Annotated in this window: 10 protein-coding genes and 1 pseudogene; 3 read left to right on the top strand and 8 right to left on the bottom strand. The window is 72.1% G+C overall.

Annotation, left to right across the window (positions count from 1 at the left end; genetic code table 11):
• Window positions 1–128 precede the first annotated feature (128 nt).
• Entirely contained in the window at window positions 129–2,726 is a 2,598-nt protein-coding gene (locus tag E1266_RS07805) for an AAA family ATPase (protein ID WP_132045275.1), read from the bottom strand.
• 168 nt (window positions 2,727–2,894) lie between these two features.
• A complete protein-coding gene (locus E1266_RS07810) occupies window positions 2,895–5,639 on the bottom strand; it encodes a LuxR family transcriptional regulator (protein WP_207945488.1) in 2,745 nt (914 codons plus the stop codon).
• A 701-nt stretch (window positions 5,640–6,340) separates the two neighbouring features.
• Here E1266_RS07810 and E1266_RS07815 point away from each other — a divergent pair.
• Entirely contained in the window at window positions 6,341–9,103 is a 2,763-nt protein-coding gene (locus E1266_RS07815; protein WP_132045277.1) for a LuxR family transcriptional regulator, read from the top strand.
• A gap of 54 nt (window positions 9,104–9,157) precedes the next feature.
• Window positions 9,158–10,048: a polysaccharide deacetylase gene (locus tag E1266_RS07820; RefSeq protein WP_132045279.1), complete on the top strand. Its 891-nt coding sequence runs from the start codon at window positions 9,158–9,160 to the stop codon at window positions 10,046–10,048.
• 133 nt (window positions 10,049–10,181) lie between these two features.
• Here the strand turns inward: E1266_RS07820 and E1266_RS07825 are convergent.
• From E1266_RS07825 to E1266_RS07845, 5 genes and pseudogenes are all read right to left on the bottom strand, one after another.
• A pseudogene (locus E1266_RS07825) lies at window positions 10,182–10,412 on the bottom strand (SDR family oxidoreductase); the annotation flags it as partial.
• Window positions 10,413–10,805: 393 nt separating this feature from the next.
• Window positions 10,806–11,132, bottom strand: a complete 327-nt coding sequence (locus tag E1266_RS07830) for a hypothetical protein (RefSeq protein ID WP_132045281.1) — start codon at window positions 11,130–11,132, stop codon at window positions 10,806–10,808.
• A 55-nt stretch (window positions 11,133–11,187) separates the two neighbouring features.
• Window positions 11,188–13,323 (bottom strand): hypothetical protein, encoded by a 2,136-nt coding sequence (locus E1266_RS07835; RefSeq protein WP_132045283.1) that lies wholly within the window; start codon window positions 13,321–13,323, stop codon window positions 11,188–11,190.
• 134 nt (window positions 13,324–13,457) lie between these two features.
• The gene (locus tag E1266_RS07840; protein WP_132045285.1) at window positions 13,458–13,895 is read right to left on the bottom strand and encodes a hypothetical protein; all 438 of its coding nucleotides are present in this window, start codon (window positions 13,893–13,895) and stop codon (window positions 13,458–13,460) included.
• Complete coding sequence (locus tag E1266_RS07845) at window positions 13,892–14,932, bottom strand: hypothetical protein (protein ID WP_207945490.1); 1,041 nt, start codon at window positions 14,930–14,932, stop codon at window positions 13,892–13,894. The genes E1266_RS07840 and E1266_RS07845 overlap by 4 nt, the downstream gene beginning before the upstream one ends.
• Window positions 14,933–15,143: 211 nt before the next feature.
• On the opposite strand from E1266_RS07845, the gene E1266_RS07850 reads away from it, so the two are divergent.
• Window positions 15,144–16,508 (top strand): wax ester/triacylglycerol synthase family O-acyltransferase, encoded by a 1,365-nt coding sequence (locus tag E1266_RS07850; RefSeq protein WP_132045287.1) that lies wholly within the window; start codon window positions 15,144–15,146, stop codon window positions 16,506–16,508.
• 4 nt (window positions 16,509–16,512) lie between these two features.
• Here the strand turns inward: E1266_RS07850 and E1266_RS07855 are convergent, their stop codons facing one another.
• Window positions 16,513–17,250 carry a VOC family protein gene (locus tag E1266_RS07855; RefSeq protein WP_132045289.1) on the bottom strand — a complete coding sequence of 246 codons (738 nt, stop codon included), beginning with the start codon at window positions 17,248–17,250 and terminating at the stop codon, window positions 16,513–16,515.
• Window positions 17,251–17,268: the final 18 nt, after the last annotated feature.

The following is a 17,268-nucleotide window of genomic DNA, read 5'->3' on the forward strand; positions in this document are numbered from 1 at the left end:
AGATCAGAGAACTGCAGCTCAGCAAGGTTCACCACCGTCATCCGGGTGGAGTTGCGTCGCAACTTAAAGGCAGCACGAAAGGCCGGAGCCGTCCCGGTTGGAACAGTTCCGGCTTGGCTCTTCAGTTGTCAGGCGGCGGTGTCGTCCCGTTCGTGGTAAGCGCGCGCAAGTGCCGCGCGTGAATTCACTCCGAGCTTTTTGAAGATGTGCATGACGTGGGTGCCGATCGTGGCGGGGGACAGGAAGAGCCGCTCTGCCGCCTGCCGGTTGGTCGCCCCTCCGGCCACGAGTGCGGCGACCCGTCGTTCGGCCGGCGTGAGCGCGTCCCACCCCCGTGCGGCCCGAGGCCGCGACGGCCGCGACGCCCGCCGCCGGTGGCCGACGGCGAGCAGCGAGCGCCGCACCCTCGCGACCTCGTTCTCCGCCCCCGCGCGCCTGTAGACGTCCCCGGCTTCGATGAGGTGGTCGACGGCGGCGTCGCGGTCGGAGTCCAGAAGCAACCTCCCGGCGTCCTCCAGAGCGGAGGCGAGCGGCAGCGGACACCCGACTCCGCGAAGGATCCGGGCGGCTCGCCGAACCGCTTCGGCGTCGTCGGCCAGCAGCCCGCGCGCATGCGCGGCCATCGCGGCGAAGAACGGGACGCCGGGGTTGCGGGCGGCCCTGCGCTCGGCCTCGGCGACCGTCGCGACGGCGAGCGCCGTCCGGCCGCCGGCCAGCGCCGTCCGGACGGACGCCGGATCGTCCTCGGCCGCCGCGAGGCCGGCGGGTGCCGCGGGCCACGCGGACCACGCGGCCGACGCCCGCGCCGTCCCGTCCCCGTGGACCTCCTCCGACCGCTCAGACGCGTCGGGGGCACCCGTCAACGCCCCCACTCGCCCGATGACCGAGAGCGCGGCGCGCGAGACGGCCTCGCCCGCACCGGACTCCTTCGCCACCGAGAGCGCGGCCTCGGCGTCCGCACGGGCCTCGGCCGGCCGACCCGCGGCCAAGAGCAGCCGGGCACGGGCGGCCAGCCAGAGGGGCAGGCCCTCGGCGTGACCGGGCCGCCGGGCCGCCGCGACGCCCTCGGTCGCTTCGCGCAGCCCCTTCTGCACTCTGCCGGTCATGCCGTGCAGCGACGCCAGCCAGACCGCCGGGACGAAGAGCGTCGACGGGGCCGGCACGGTGGCGACGGCCTCGGCGGCGAGGCGCTCGGCCGAGGCGAAGTCCAACCCGGCGGCCCGGAGCATGGAGCCGGTGGTGCGGACCAGGGCCAGAGCCGCGTCGCTCCCGCTCCGCGAGGCGATCTCGCCGGCGGCCGGGAGCAGCCGCTCCGCGGCCGGGACGTCGCCGGTCAGCAGCGCGGCGAGGCACCACGACGCCATCAGCGGAGCACGCACCCCGTCCGGCGCGCCGTCCAGAGCGGCTCCGGCGCGGCCGTGCGGCAGGGCTTCGGCGTACGAGCCCTGCAACGCCGACATCGCCGCCCCCAGCCGCACTCGTGCCTCGACGGTGGCGGGCAAGGGACCGCTCAGGACCGTCTCGGCGAGCATCCGGCCCTCGCCGCCCCGGCCGATGCGCGCGAGCAGGGGGAGAGCGTCCGCGACGGCGGCGGCACGTTCCGCCGAGCCCGCCGGGGCGAGCGCGACGGCCCGCCGGGCGATCGGCACGGCGGCGTCCGGAGCGATCTCGGCGAGTTCGGTCACGGCCCTGCGCAGCAGCGCGGCGGCCTCGCAGTCCCCGGGCTCGGCCGCCTCGGCCACGGCCAGGGCGACCTGGCCGATGGGTGCTCCCTGCGCCAGGCTCAGCTCGGCGGCCCGCGACAGCAGCGTCCGGCGCAACGGCACGGGCACCGTGTCGCGAATGGCCTCGCGCTCCCCGTCGTGCCGGAATGTGAGCGGGTCCGTGGGACGGACGAGGCCGACGTCCACGGCCTCCTGGAGCGCCGTCACGACCTCGCCGAGGGGGTGTCCGCCAAGGTCGGCGAGCCGGCCGGCCTCCGGCTCGGGGCCGAGCACCGCCGCGAGCCGGAGCACCTCGCGGGCGAGCGGCGTCAGCCGCCCGAAGGGGTGCCACGCGGAGCCGGAGGGGGTGACCGGGTCCGGCGGCCGTCCGAGACGGACCGTCCGTGCGCCGGCGTCGACGAGTGCGGTGACGGTCGCCCGCAGGTCGGCGTCCGGCGTCCCCGTGCGGACGGTGACCAGCCAGAGGATCGCGCCGGAGGACGGCCGGGCCGCGAGAAGGCGCAGCGCGTGGAGGTTCTCGGTGCCGCACCACTGGAGGTCGTCGATGACGACGAGCAGCGGCCCGTGCAGCGTCGCCTGCTCCAACTGTCCCTGTACCGCCCGCAACAACCAGAACCGCTGTTCGGCGGACTCGGACAGCGTGCGAAGGAGCCCCGCGTCGATGACCGGGCGCCCGTGGGACGCCGGCGTCCGCAGGAACGCGCCGAACGGGACGTTCCGGTGGCGGTCGCCCTTCCCGCCGAGCACGCGGATCGGAAGGGTCTCCGCGAAGGCCCGTGCCTCCCGCGCGAGGCGGCTCTTGCCGGCCCCAGGAGGTCCCTCGACGAGGAGCACGCCTCCGCATCCCTCAGGCAACCGCGAGATCCTCGCGGTCACATGGGCGAGCTCGGCCTCAAGCTCACGCGTCCCGAGCCCCCGCCGGTGCGGCGGACGGTCACCGTTCTCACCGGGCCGTCCCTGAGCGGGTCCCGCGCCTTCGTCCCGCGTCCGCTCGATCGCCATGTCTCTCCTCCGACCTGCAGGCCGATGCCCTTCGCCGTCACAGAACACTGTGGGCCGGGCATGGCCGCGGTCGTATCCGGGAGACCCTGGCCCGGGTCCCTAGGGGGCGGGACGGCCGACCCGGGGAGGAACACGGGCGGAGCACCCCGCACGGAACGCGCGCGCAGGTCAGAGATGGTCGTCGAGCGCGTGGCGCGACGTGACGCCGAGTTTCGCGAAGACCCTGCCGAGGTGGTACTCGACGGTGCGGGGGCTGACGTAGAGCCGCGCGGCGATCTCCTTGTTGGTCAGGCCGGTACGGGCCAGCGCGGCCACCCTCGCCTCCTGCGGGGTGAGCTCCTCGGCGGTTTCGGCGCTCCGCTTCCGGGCGGTCTCCCCAGTGGCCTGGAGTTCCCGGGCCGTCCGGTCGGCGAACGCCGTCATGCCGAACTCCGTGAACAGGCCGAGGGCGGTGCGGAGATGCTCGCGGGCCTGGGTGCGGCGGCGTTCGCGGCGGAGCCACTCACCGTAGAGCAGGTGGGCGCGCGCCAGGTCGACGCGCATCCGGGTACGTCCCAGCCGGTCGATCGCCTCACGGTAGAGCCGGTCGGCCTCACCGCCTTCGCCGAGCAACGCCCGGCAGCGGGCCTCGAGACCGAGCCCCCAGTCTGTGCCGCCCGCCCGGGCGGCCCGGGAAAGACGTTCCAGCGCGCGGACCGCCGGCTCGTGCCGACCGGTGCGCACAGCCGCCTCGATCAGTTCGAGCGGCGCCCAGAGCACACCGCACCCGTGCGGCGACCGATGGTCGACGCTAGCCGGCAGGACGGCTTCCAGAGCACGCTCATACTCGCCGAGCCCGTTGTAGAGCACGGACCGGGCCCAGTGGCCGAGTTCCACAGTCCGCCACTCCCCGCGGCCCGCCCCTTCCCTCGCGACGGCGTCCGCGAGCCGCTCGGTCTCCTGCACGTCCCCGCGCCACGCCGCGAGACCGAGGTTCCCGCTCTGCCGCATGACTTCGGACGTGGTCCAGACGTCGGCGGGGAGCGCTTTCGACATCGCCTCCTCGTTCAGTCTCCCGGCCGCCGCCAGGTCGCCTTCGAACAGGAGGAGCATCGTGGACATGCCGAGGGCCAGGGGCAGCAGTGCGAGCGCGCCGGAGTCACGGATCAGCCGAAGGTGGTCGCGCGCCAGCCTGCAGCCAGCCTCGTCGTCCCACAGGGCCATGGCGAAGAGGTTGAGGGACCATTGCCACCGGAGCTGTTCCGCGTGGGTGCTGCCCTCGCGCATACCGGCGGCCACGGCCCGCCGCAGGGCGGGCGCGGCCGTCCCGGGTTCCTCCGTGTAGAGCAGAGAGAGTGCGTCGAGGACGAGGTCCGCGGTACGGGGCTCGCCGGGCGCGCGGGGCGCCTTGCGTGCGGCCGCCGCGATCCCGGTGACGGCCGCCCAATCGGGCAGCGTCCCGACGGCCGTGAACAGCGCCTGCAAATAGGTGTCGCGTGCCAGGGAGGCGTCGATCGGTCCCAGCCGCCCGGCCACCTCGCACAGAACGTCCGGGGTGGACGCGCCCCGGGCTGGGTCGATCTCAGCGCGCAGGGCCTCGACCCTGGCACGGTGCGGTTCGTCCGGTGGCCCGGCCTCGGCCACCGCCAGCAGTGCCAGGGCGGACTCGGACGCGCCCGCCATGTGCTGGGCCCAGGCGGCGTCCAGGGCACGTTCGGCCCGGCGGCGGACGTCGGGGGTCAGCTCGACCGCCCGCCGCAGGAACGCCGCCACGGCGGCCAGACCGCCGCGCGCCCGGGCGCGCCCGGCCGACGTCACGAGCTCCGCGGCGATCCCCTCGTCCGGATGATCGGCGCCGTGGGCGCGGTGCCAGGCCCGGCGGTCCGGACCGGTGCCCGCGTCGGTCGCCTCCGCCAATGCCCGGTGGATCCGCCGACGCTCCCCCGGAGCGGCAGCGTCGTACACCGCGAAACGGACGAGCGGCTGCCGGAAACGCACCCGATCGCCGATGTCGAGCAGGTCCCCGGCCTCGCCGACCGGCGCGGCGCCGAGGCCGAGCACGGCTGCGGCACGCCGCAGCACACCGGGATCGCCGAGCGGTTCGGCGGCGGCCAGCAGCAGCGCCGTGCGGGCATCGTCCGACAGACCGTCCAGCCGACGCCGCACGCCGTCCTCCGGGCGGACCGTCGGCGACCGCCCGGACACCGCCGCGAACCCGCCCGCGGACGCCCCCCGGACCAGTTCGAGCAGGACGAGCGGGTTCCCGCGTGACTCGAACAGGATCCGGTCGCGCACCTCCTCGTCCAGCGGTCCCGGGGCCGCCCGGGCCACGAGGGCCCGCGCGTCCCCGTCCCCCAGCCCGCCGACGTCCAGCACGGGAAGGTCCGGCGGCATGTCGGCGTCGCGGACCGCGAGGACGCAGGCCACGCGTTCGTCCGTGAGGCCGCGGGCCACGCGGGCGAGGACCTCCGCCGACGCCGGGTCGAGCCACTGAGCGTCGTCGATGACGCACAGGACCGGCCGTTCGGCGGCGGCCCTGGCGAGGAGGTCGAGCACGGCGAGGCCGATGAGAGAGGAGTCGGGGGCGGGACCGGAGTGCATCCCGAACGCCGTGGCGAGCGCGTCCCGCCGTGCCTCGGGCAGGGAGTCGAAAACGTCCAGCATCGGCGCGCACAACTGGTGGACATGCGCGAAGGGCAGCTCCATCTCCGCCCGGACCCCGGCGGCGACGGCGACCCGGAATCCTGAAGCCTTCCCGATCAGGTGATCAAGCAGTGCGGACTTCCCGACCCCGGTCTCACCGCGCAGGACGAGAACCCGGCTGCCGCCGCGGACGTCCGCGAGCAACCGGTCGAGCGTCTCCCGCTCCGCCTCCCTGCCCACCAGCGGCCATGGGATCGCTCCCATCCGCCCGCGGGCGGAAGTCTCAGGCATCCACCGCATCCTCCGCGCCCAAGGTCACCAGCGGGGCGCATCGCTACGCGCGTCCCACCGAAAGTAGACGATAATCATCTATCTGTGCGATGCGCCCGGCGCCCCTGCCGCGAGAGCGTTGGAGCAGCGAGGTGCCGGCTCCCCGGCATGCATAAAGGCACGGAGGGCACGTCCGTCGCGCTTCGATTCCAAGCTTTGTGGAAACCGCTCCGGGCGTAACGATGGCGACGATGCCGCTGGGAGCCGGGAATGCTCCCGACTGGAGTTCCTCAGGGCCGCCGATCCCGCCGACGAGCTCGCGGCCTGTCTGCTCCAAGAGACTGTGCTGCGCCATGACGCGGAGGGCGCGACCGATTTCGCGCGGAAGCTGCGCGCCGCAGGCCATCCTCTCGCGAGACCGCCGTTGCGTCGCACCCCGGCCGAGCGTCGGCACGGGCTGCCGCACTACCCCGGCCTGCCGCGGGCCCGAGTGGCACGTGCCCGACGGGAGCCCACGCCCGCGCCGGTGACTCGCCCAGAACGCGTGCCGGTGAGCTCGGAGGCCGTGGTGGGGACGGGAAAACTCTTATCGATACAGTTGGGAGCCTATCGGGCGGATTCTGGATCAAGGTTAGACAGAAGTGACATTCTGACGAATGCGCCCGATGGCTGCCGACTTGGCCGCGCCGATGGCTTGGCGCTGAACGGGGAGCGTAGAGGGCATGGGGACGCTGTCTGGGCGCACGCCGCTGCTGAATCGGCATCGAGAGCGTGCTGAGCTGGATGGCCTGCTGGGGGATGTGCGCTCCGGGCGCGGGCGAGCCCTGGTGCTGCGTGGCGAGGCGGGCGTGGGCAAGTCGGCCCTGCTGCGGCATACGGTGGGACGGGCGGCCGATATGCGGGTGGTCCGCACCGTGGGGGCGGAGTCGGAGATGGAGCTGGCCTTCGCCGGCCTGCATCTCCTGCTCGCGCCGCTGCTGGACCGGATCGAGACGCTGCCCGGCCCGCAGCGCGACGCGCTCACGGTCGCGTTCGGGCTGCGCAAGGGGGACGCGCCCGACCGGTTCATGATCGGGCTGGCGGTGTTGACCCTGCTGGCGGAGGCGGCGGAGGAACGCGCCATGCTCTGCGTGGTCGATGATGCGCAATGGCTGGACCAGTCGTCGGCCCAGGTGCTGGCGTTCGTCGCCCGGCGGCTGCTGGCCGAGCCGGTAGGGCTGATCTTCGCGGCGCGTGAGCCGGGCAGGCATTTCCACGGGCTGGTGGACCTTGAGGTGCGCGGCCTGGCCAAGCAGGACGCCCATGCGCTGTTGCGCTCGGTGGTCCGCTTTCCGCTGGACGAACGGATCAAGGACCGGATCCTGGCCGAAACGAACGGGAACCCGTTGGCGCTGCTGGAACTGCCGCGAGGGCTGAGCCCCGCGCAGCTGGCGGGCGGATTCGGGCTGGTGAAGGCCCAGGCGGTCCCGGCGCGGGTCGAAGAGAGCTTCCGCCGGCGGCTGGCGGCGCTGCCGGCCGAGACCCGATCGCTCATGCTGGTCGCGGCGGTCGAGCCGACCGGCGACCCGGTGCTGATCCGGCGCGCGGCCGGACGGCTCGGGGTCTCCGATTCCGCAGGGGAGCCCGCGGAAGCCGATGGATTGTTGGAAATCGGGGCGTGGCTGCGGTTCCGGCATCCGCTGGTGCGGTCGGCGGTGTACTCGGCCGCGTCGTCGGCGGAGCGGCGGGCGGCGCACGGTGCGCTGGCCGCGGCGACCGACCCCACGTCCGACCCCGAACGCCGGGCCTGGCATCGCGCCCACGCGGCGCTGGAGCCCGACGAGTCCGTGGCCGGTGAGCTGGAACTGCTGGCCGGCCGGGCCCAAGTACGCGGTGGCATCGCGGCGGCGGCGGCGTTCCTGAGGCGCGCGACCGAGCTGACGCCCGATCCGGTCAGACGCGGGGGGAGAGCGCTGGCCGCCGCCCAGACGGCCTTCGACGCCGGTGCCCCGGACCAGGCGCTGGAGCTGCTCGTCTCCGCGGAGCGGGATCCGTTGACCGAGCTCCAGAGCGGACGGGTGGTCTGGCTGCGGGCCCAGATCATCTTCGCGCGCAAGCGCGGCGGTGAAGCCCTGAGGCCGCTGCTGGAGGCGGCCGGTCGACTGGCCCATGTCGATGCGGGACAGGCACGTGAAGCCTACATCGACGCCATGGGATCAGCGGTCTTCGCCGGCCGGCTGGGCCAACCGGGCCTCCTGCGAACAGTGGCCGAAGCCGCACGCACCGCACCTGCGGGACCGCTGCCGGCCCGACCGGCCGACGCGCTGCTCGACGGGCTGGTGGCACGGTTCGCCGAGGGGTTCGGCGAGGCGGCGCCGCGGTTGAAGCGCGTTCTGCGGGTGTTTCGGCAGGAAGCCAGACGCAACCCGGACGACAACATGCGCTGGCTCTGGCTCACCTACCTGGTCGCCGCGGACATGTGGGACGACCAGACCTTGCACGAGCTGGCCGAGTACGCGGTCCAGGCGGCTCGCGAGATCGGCGCACTCCACTTCCTTCCTCAAGCCCTCACCTACCGCGCCGCCGTGCACGTCTACGCCGGTCAGTTCGACGCGGCGGCCACGGTGGTCGAGGAGTCCGACGCGATCTTGGAGGTGACCGGCAACTCCTACTTCGGCTTCGCCTCCAACCTGCTCCGGGGCTGGCGCGGAGGGCCCGAGGCACCGGCACAGCTCGAGGCCGCCGCCGAATGGGCGAGCAGCTGGGGCGAGGGGCGGGCGATCAGTGCGTGCCAGTACATGAGCGCGTTGGCGTACAACGCTTTCGGCCGGTACAAGGACGCTTTGGACTACGCGGAGCGGGCGTGGGGGCATGACGACCTGGGGGTCACCGGGTTCGCCTCCGTCGAATTGATCGAGGCGGCCGCGTACGGCAAGTCCCCCGAAGCGGCCACGGCCGCGCTGCGACAGCTCGAGGAACGCGCCACCGCCAGCGGCACCGACTGGGCCCTCGGCCTGCTCGCCCGGTCGAAGGCGCTGCTCTCCGACGGCCAGGCCGCCGACCTGCTGTATCGCGAGGCCATCGAGCGTCTCCAGCGCAGCCGGGCCGCCGTGTACCTCGCCCGCACCCATCTGGTGTACGGCGAGTGGCTGCGTCGCGAGAAGCGGCGCCTCGACGCGCGTGAGCACCTGCGCACCGCCCACGAGATGCTGCGGCGTTTCGGCGCGACGGCTTTCGCCGACCGCGCCCAACGCGAACTCCTGGCCACCGGCGAGACCGTCCGCAAGCGCACCGCCGGCACACCCGGCGGCGGCCTCACCCCGCAGGAGGAGCAGATCGCCCGCCTGGCCCGGACGGGCCTGTCGAACCCGGAGATCGGCGCCCAGCTCTTCCTCAGCCCGCGCACCGTCGAGTACCACCTGAGCAAGGTGTTCGCCAAGCTCGCCATCACCTCTCGCCAACAGCTCGCGGAGGCGTTGCCCGACCTGGACCACGACCGTGCGTGAGCCGTCTCGCTCAACCCCCTGCCCGCAGTCCCTGCGCACAACGGAGAAACTCACATGACCGAAAAACAGCCCTGGCAGTGGGACGAGCAGACCTGGCGCGGCCACGTGGCGCGGGTCCGCGCGGGCCGCTCCCTGCACCCCGCCTCCTGGCCGGGAGGCGCCCGCGTCGCGGTCGCGCTCTCCTTCGACTGCGACCACGAGACGATCGCCTTGCGCGTCGGCGAGACCGCGCCGGGCAAACTCGCGCAGGGAGAGTACGGCTCCCGCGTCGGTGCCCCACGGGTGCTTCGGCTGCTGGAGCGCTTCGGCATCCCGGCCTCGTTCTTCATGCCGGCGGTCTCGGCACTGCTGCACCCAGAGGAGGTGCGCGACTACGTCGCCGCAGGCCACGAGGTCGCCATGCACGGCTGGATCCACGAGAGCAACATGCTGCTGAATCCGGCCGACGAGCGCGAGCTGGCCCTGCGCGCCGCCGACACCCTGGAGAAGCTGTCGGGCACCCGCCCGGTCGGCATCCGCACTCCGGCCTGGGACTTCTCCGACCACACCCTGGCCATAACGCGTGAGCTGGGCCTGCTCTACGACTCCTCCCTCATGGCCGACGACGAGCCGTACGAACTGCTGGCCGACGGCGAGCCGACCGGCGTCGTGGAGATCCCGGTCGAGTGGATCAGAGACGACGTGCCGTACCTGCTGCTGGAGCACGACGGCATGCTGCGGGCGTGCCCGCCGCCGCGGGAGGTGGCGGGAATCTGGCGCGACGAGTTCGACGCCGCGCTCGAGGAGGGCGGGCTGTTTCAGCTCACCATGCACCCGCAAGTCATCGGTCACCGCTCCCGCATGACCGTACTGCGCGAGCTGCTGGAGCACATCGACGCGCAGCAGGGCGTCTGGTACGCCACCCACGCCCAGATCGCCGAGTACGTCCTGGAGCAGAACTCGTAATCCCCGCCGCTCGGACACTTTGGACCGGAAACAGGACCGGGCGGGCCGATGGTGATTATCGACCCGCCCGGAGCGGTGTCACCCGAGCACGTCACCCGGCCGGCGGGCGGGCCGAGCGAGGCCGGGAGCGCGGTCAGGAGAGCTCCAGGCCGCCGTCGATGGTGAGGACCTGACCGGTGAGCCAGGTCGAGGCCGGGTCGGCCAGTCGCAGGATCCACACCGCGACTTCCGCCGGTGCGCCGCGACACCCCAGCGGGATGCGGGCGGCCTCGTCCGCCTCGCTCTGGGCAATGGTGGCCTCGTCCAGTCCGGCGGCGGCCAACGCCTGACTTTCGGTCGGGCCGGGGGCCAGCGCGTTCACACGCCACTTGCGGTGTGAGCTGCTGCTACAGCTTCATACCGGGGACCAAGCGAGGAGCCTGCTGGACGTACTCCCGGTGGATTTCGATCCACTTACGAACGTGACGTCACGCGACGAAGGGCGACGAGTCGGCCACCTGCTCAACTCCGGACTTTCGGTGAGGGAGTGGGATTTGCACAGGGTCGGGGGCGCATCCAGTTCCGAGTGACCAGTGGCGGTTGCTAACGCTGACGCTAATAACGAGTTCAGGTCTTGTACGCGCGTGTGGACGTGCGGGATGGCGCGGCCCTGGTCAGGGGGCCTAGGGGGACACCCCTGGACGGCCCTGATCTTGCTGCGGATCAGAAGGTCACCGGCGGGGGGACCTTGCCGTAGAGGGAGACCCTGTCGTCGCGTTCAAAGTTGTGTAGGCGTCCGAGGAAGATCGTGCTCTGTGGTGCTTCGTGGGCAATGCTGACCGACCAGGACGCGGTGGTAGCCGCCTTGTTTGGTGCTCTTGGAGAGGGCGGTCAGCAGGGCCTCGCGGTTCTTGAAGCCGGAACGGTGGGCGTCCTCCTCGGTGATCTCCTCGGGGGTGACGGACGTGACCGAGTCGATGACGATGATTCCCGCCCAGGTGCGCTGGGTGCTTCCCGCGCGGACCGGGGGCTTGGCCCACACCCGGAACACTCGGTCGATCCGTCCCTCTGCGATCCCCTCAAGGACTTCCCGTCTGAACAGCATCGTTCCCCCTTGAGTGATTGACCTCCGCCTCTGCCATCTTCTGATAGCGGCCGTGTCAGTGGTCGGCTGCCGCCAGGTCGGTCGGGTGGGTTTCTTCTAGGGACCAGGTGCCTTCGGCGCCGGTGATCTGGAGGAGGGTGTTGGAGCGGAGGTGGAGTTTCTGGTTGCCGCTCGGGAGGGCGAGGGTTCGGAGAGGGGCCAGGGTGGCGTCGAGTTGTAGTAGGCCGAAGGCGTATCCGCTGTGGAACAGGACGGGTCCCGGTGGGCCCAGGTAGCGCACTACTGCCGTGTTGTGTCCCGTAATGGAGTGCTCGAAGGGGCGGACGTGCCCGGTGGGCGGTGCGGTGATTGCGTCCTGGGCGAGGGTGTCCGCGTCGGCCAGGGGTGTTACGTCGATGCGCCAATCCGTTCCGGCGGTCGTCACCTGGAGTATCGCTTGTGCTGGAATGGCGAACGTGCTTTGGCTTGGTGGGGGATTGGCTCTCGGGAGTGCGGTGGTGGACACGATCGGGTCGCCGTTGTTGAGTGCGGTCAGGTTCGGGCCGTGTAGGTGGACCCGATGGGGTTGTCCGCCTGGGCTTGTGATGACGGCGATTCCAGCGGGGCCCTGGTAGGCGAGCACTTCGGGGCCGCTGCCCGTGGCTGAGCCGGTGAATTCACGTGCGCGTTCTGGTCCGCTGATCGTGACGGTCCAGGGGCCTTCGGATTCTACGCACAGGAATCTCTTGGCGAGCGGCTTGTCGGATACAAGCCGGTCGTCCAGGACAGTCGTGGCAGGTGGGGCTTTCGGGCCGCACACCATGACCGGGGGTCCGTGGCCGAACTCGGTGCGTCGGAGCCAGGCCTGCAGCGTTCCGGGGCCCTCGTTCACGAACTCCGCCAGAATCGGCTGGGGAAGCTGCCCCTTCAACTTGATGCGCTTACCGCCGACGCCGCGGTGGGTGCGGACCATGCCGTAGTGGGCGTGGTCGACCGGCGCGAACTCCGGCGGCGAGGATGTCTCGTCGCCTAGCCAGCGGTCGAGGTCGGTGGCCGCCCTGCGTGGTTCCTTCACCCGGAGGCACAACCGCCGGACCAGATGCCCACGCTGAGGCATGCCCGTTTGCGGAACATGATTTCTCAAAGTCAGCATGACCCAGAACCAGTTTCCCCACCGCAGCCGCCGAGCGGGCAGGGATATGCCGTCTCGCATTTCCAGGGCGAGGTTGAGTTCCTCGCGGAATGGCGTCAACTCGGCCACGTCGTCCTCGACCGGGCATCGCCGCGGCTCGTCGCCGTAGTGGATCGCTGCGATTGCTGCGCGTGGGATCCGCAGCACCTTCCACAGCAGCAGCCCGTCCCAGATGACGATCTCATCGTCGGTCACCCACATCCGGGGCGGTAGCAGGACCAGCCTGAGGGTCTGGATCGTGACGCCCAGCAAGATGATCGCGAAGAGCGGTGCCCACAAGCCCGCGATCAGCTCGGCCCGGCTGATCTCCTCGTTGAAGTTGGCCCAGAGCAGGCCGAACAGCAGCAGCGCTCCGAGGAGTGAGAGCAGGCCCACCGCCGCGGTAAAAGTCCGCTTCTTGGATCGGGCCAACTTCACCCGGGTCGCGGACGAACCGGGCCGCGCCGACCAGCCCCACCGGTCCGGGTCGGCGACGTCGCGAAGGGTGGGGCGTCCGCGTTCTCTCGCCTGCCGCCGCCGTGACTCGGGAGAAGCCCGCGTCCAGTAGACGTCCCACAACACCATGGCGGCCATTGCCGTTGCGATGGCCCCGGTGATGGCGGAGAAGGCCCCGGCGCCGAACGATCGCCCCCACTCCGGCGACCCGCCCCGCATTTGGACGAAGTCCGGTGAACCGACGTCGAGGGCGGAGACCATCTCGCCGGCGTCGAAGGAATGGCCGTCGTCGCCCCTCAGTTCGACCCCCTCGACGGTCGCCCCGAAGAGGCCGGCGGTCGTGAACGTGCCGTACCAGGAACAGTCGCGACGTGCGCACACATACGAATGTGCGGTGAACGTGCCCGAAACCCCCTCGCCTTTCGCGGCACGGCTGGTGGCCGCCACTTCCTCAGCCAGGTAGCCGAAGATGACCGTCCAGGTCATGAGCAGCCCGACGCCGACCAGGACGTGGAAGAAGGCGAAGCGTTCGAGGCCGAGGCCGCGTCTCTCCGAAGCCCGGTCGAACTCGCTTCTTCCGCTCATCCCCGCCCCGTCCAGACGACCGCCCAGGGCTCGAGCCGGACGGCACGTTCGCGAAACTAAGGATCACATGGCGGGGGCATGAGAATCGACTGCGCGGGCGACGTTCCCGTGACGGTACCTCGGCGACGCGTTGTCTAGTCGCCGGCGTTGGTGGGAGCAGGGAAGCGCCGGGGCGGCATTGATGTCTGGAGGCTCAGCTGCACTTTCCACATCGCTTCGGCCAGGGCGTGGAACTGGTAGAGGAGGCGTCGCAGAGCGGGGAGGTCTCTCACGTCCGCCGTTGCCGCGGCGTGTTCGGCGACTATTGCCAGGCGGTTGGCGCGGCGCGCCAGGAAATGCGCGAGGGCGTCTCGGCGGACGTTTCCGGCCAGGGCGTCTAGCAGCACCGACTCGGCGGCGCTCAGTTCGAGCATGACCTCGGCGGTGGCGGCCCGAACATCGACTTTTGTTTCCCAGCCGTCCTTGGCGAGCATTCTGAGTCTGCTCAATGCCGGCAGGCAGCGCCGGTGGTGTTCGCGTAGCCGAGCGTCCAGGACGGCCGTCTCCACCGGCGCGACAGGGGTGCAGGTCATGATTCCTCCGCGTTCTGTGGCGGCGCCTGTTCACCCAAGAGGACGTTCGTGACCGTGCGTCGGCGAGTACGCGGGGTTCTCGGGGCGTGGCCCAGGCGCAGCACCATCTGGGGGTGTCCGCAGACCAGGTCTCGGCGTACCGCCGCCCGCAGGTAGGGAAGTTCCAGCGGCTGCGTGTGGAAGGCCGCGCTCACCTGCAGCGTTGCTGCGTGCAGCAGGACGTGCTGGAGGGCCTGCCCGGCCTGCACCCAGTCCACCCGCCTGTCCTCTCGGGTGGTCAGCACGGCAACCGTCCCCACGTGGCCACCGGACGGGCCGTGGTGCCGCACCGCCCATGGCGTCCCGGCGAAGAACTCCCGGGACGGGAACTCAAGGCCGTCCGGTGACGCCGGGAAAGAGGCCGGAGTGAGACCGTCGCGGCGGCTGCTGTGCGGCGGGATCGCCCAATCCAGCAGCTCGCCGGCGATTCGGGCGTCGGAAAGCTGGATCGCCTCGGCCGCCTGGACGTGCTCGGCCAGCCGCCGCAGCTGGTCCGCGCCTGAGATCAGGCGAAGGTCGGCGCCTTCGTTGCGGGCGATGCCTGCCAGGACGTTCGGCAGCAGCGGCGGCAGCGGGGTCGTCAGGAACGGTCCGCGGTGCGTGTGGCGGCGCGTGACCGCCCGGTACAGCCTCTCCTCGTACGGCCGCGCCGCCGTTCTCGCGGCCCAGGTGATCCGGGCCAGCAGGTCGGGGCGCCCCGGGTCGGGCAGCAGCCGGACGCGGGCGGTGAAGCCGAGGCGCCGGACGGCCAGCCGCGCGTTGAACAGGGCCGCCCCGCAGCTGATCGCCATCTCGCGTCCGGCCGGGTCGGTGATCGGCAGCAGCCGTGTCCGGTCGGCCCACAGGTCCAGCCCGTCGGGGCGGTCGACGAAGCCCCACGGCTGGGTGTTGTGGATGGACGGTGCCTGGATCGCGGCCCGCACGACGAAGCGTGCCGCCAGATCGGGCCTCTCGCTCGTGTCCCGGGGCTTCGCCGCGATGCGCGCCGCGTTGATCATCTCGATGACCTCCCGCCGTGAGTGTCCGGCGCTTCCAGCGTGCCGGGACGGCGCCGGGCCGACAGCCCGCCCAAAGTCCCTTATGTCAGGACGTTCGACCCAACGCCCCGCGCGAGGACCTTCGTCCTGGAAGTTGCGGGCCAACGCCGGTGCGGACGACGGCCCGGAAGAGGTTGGCTGGAGACGGAACCTCTCTTGAGGACGGTGCACGATGGAACGGATGAACGCGCTGGACGCCGGCATGTTCTTCGCCGAGAACGACGCGACCCCGCTGCAGATCGGCACGGTGACCGTCTTCCAGGGGCCGGCGCCCGAGTACCCGGAGCTGGTGCGGCACGTCTTCGCCAGGCTGAGGCGCGCCCCGCGCTGCCTGCAGCGCGTCCGGACCGTCCCGTTCCACCTCGCCCACCCCGTCTGGGTGGACGATCAGCGCTTCGCCATCGAAGACCACGTCCTGCGGGCGACGGCCCCGGAGCCCGGCGCCCCGGAAGCCCTGCGAGACCTGGCCCAGGCCGTCCTGAGCCGCCCCCTGGACCTCACCCGCTCTCCCTGGGAGGTGTGGCTGGTCGAAGGGCTGGCGGACGACCGCTGGGCGCTCATCGCCAAGGTGCACCACTGCATGGTGGACGGCATCGCCGGCATCGACCTGCTGGGAGCACTGTTCGACATCGACCCCGACCGGGCCCCCGCCCGGCCCCACCTGTGGATTCCCGAGCCGGAGCCGCCCGCGTGGGCCGTGCTGCGCGGCGGCATCGCGGACAGGCTGAAGGGCTTCGAGCGGCAGGCGGCCCGGCTGTTCCTGCCCGCCCTGCGCGACTCCGCCGCCGTTGCGGGCGCGATCCCCGGGTACGCGGCGCGGCTGGCCGGGTTCGGCGCGTCCTCGCTCAACGGCCCGACCGGGCCCCGCCGGCGCTGGTCCCGGACCCATGCCGGGCTGGACGAGGTCGACCGCATCCGGCGCGCGTTCGGCGGGTCGGTCAACGACGTGGTGCTGGCCGCCACCGCCCGCGGGTTCCGCGACCTGCTCGACGCCCGCGGCGTGCTCGGCGAGGAGTCGACCGTCCGCGCGATGGTGCCGGTGTCCGTGCGGTCGTCCGGCGAGCGCGGGGTCCCCTCCAACCGGGTGTCGGCGGTGCCCGTCGACCTGCCGTGCGGGGAACCCGATCCGCTGCGCCGGCTGGCGCTCGTCCGCGCGCAGATGGACGACCTGAAGAGCCGCGACCAGGCCGCCGGCCCCGACGCCTTCGTCCGGCTGCTCGGTGCCGCGCCCGGCCTGCTGGCCGCGGCCGCCCAGCTGGCGCTGCGGCGCCGCCAGCCGCTGATCCACACGATCGTGACCAACGTCCCGGGCCCGCCGATCCCGCTCTATGCCATGGGACGCCGGATGCTGGAACTCGACCCCTACATCCCGATCGCGGCGGGTGTGCGCGTCTCGGTCGGCATCGTGTCCTACGACGGCGGCCTGGCGTTCGGGCTCACCGGCGACCACGACGCCGTCCCCGACCTGGAGGTCCTCTCCGCGGGGATCCGCGACGGCATCGACGAGCTGCTCAAGGAGGCCGCCCAGGCCGGATGACGCGTCAGGCTCGGCCGAGGACGCAGAACTCGTTGCCCTCCGGGTCGGCCAGCACCGACCACGGGACCTTGCCCTGGCCGAGGTCGACGTCGGTGGCGCCGAGCGTCCGCAGCCGGGCCACCTCGGCCTCCTTGGCGTCGATGGGGGACGGCAGCAGGTCCACGTGCACGTGGTTCCACCAGGTCCGCTCGGCGGGCGTGCGGAGGAACTCCAGATACGGGCCGGTGCCATCGGCGGAACGCAGCACCGCGTGGTCGTCGGTCACCTCGTGCAGGGTCCAGTCGAGCGCCTCGTCCCAGAACCGGGCCATGGCGCGCGGGTCAGCGCAGTCGACCACCACCGCGGCGATCGGGCCGGTGTCCCGGTGGGCCTCACGGGGTTCGAGGACGCAGAACACGTTCCCCTCCGGGTCGGCCAGGACCGTCCACGGGACGTCGCCCTGCCCCACGTCGGCGGGGGTCGCGCCGAGCTCCTTCAGGCGCGCGACCAGCTCCGCCTGGTGGGCCGCCGAGGTGGTGGCGAAATCGAGGTGGACGCGGTACTTCACCGTCTCGAGGTCGGGCACGGCGACGAGGTCGATGTAGAAGGCGGAGGGGTCCGGCCAGTCGGCGCCCTCGGGTTCGAGGTTGGTCACGCCGGGCGCCTCGCTGGAGATGCGCCAGCCCAGCGCGTCCGCCCAGAACCGGCCGAGGGCCGAGTCGTCGCGAGCCTTGATGTTCACCTGTACGGGTCTCAGGGCCATGCCGCCGATCATAGGTTC

The sequence above is a fragment of the Actinomadura sp. 7K534 genome, assembly GCF_004348575.1.
Classification (GTDB): Bacteria; Actinomycetota; Actinomycetes; order Streptosporangiales; family Streptosporangiaceae; genus Spirillospora; species Spirillospora livida.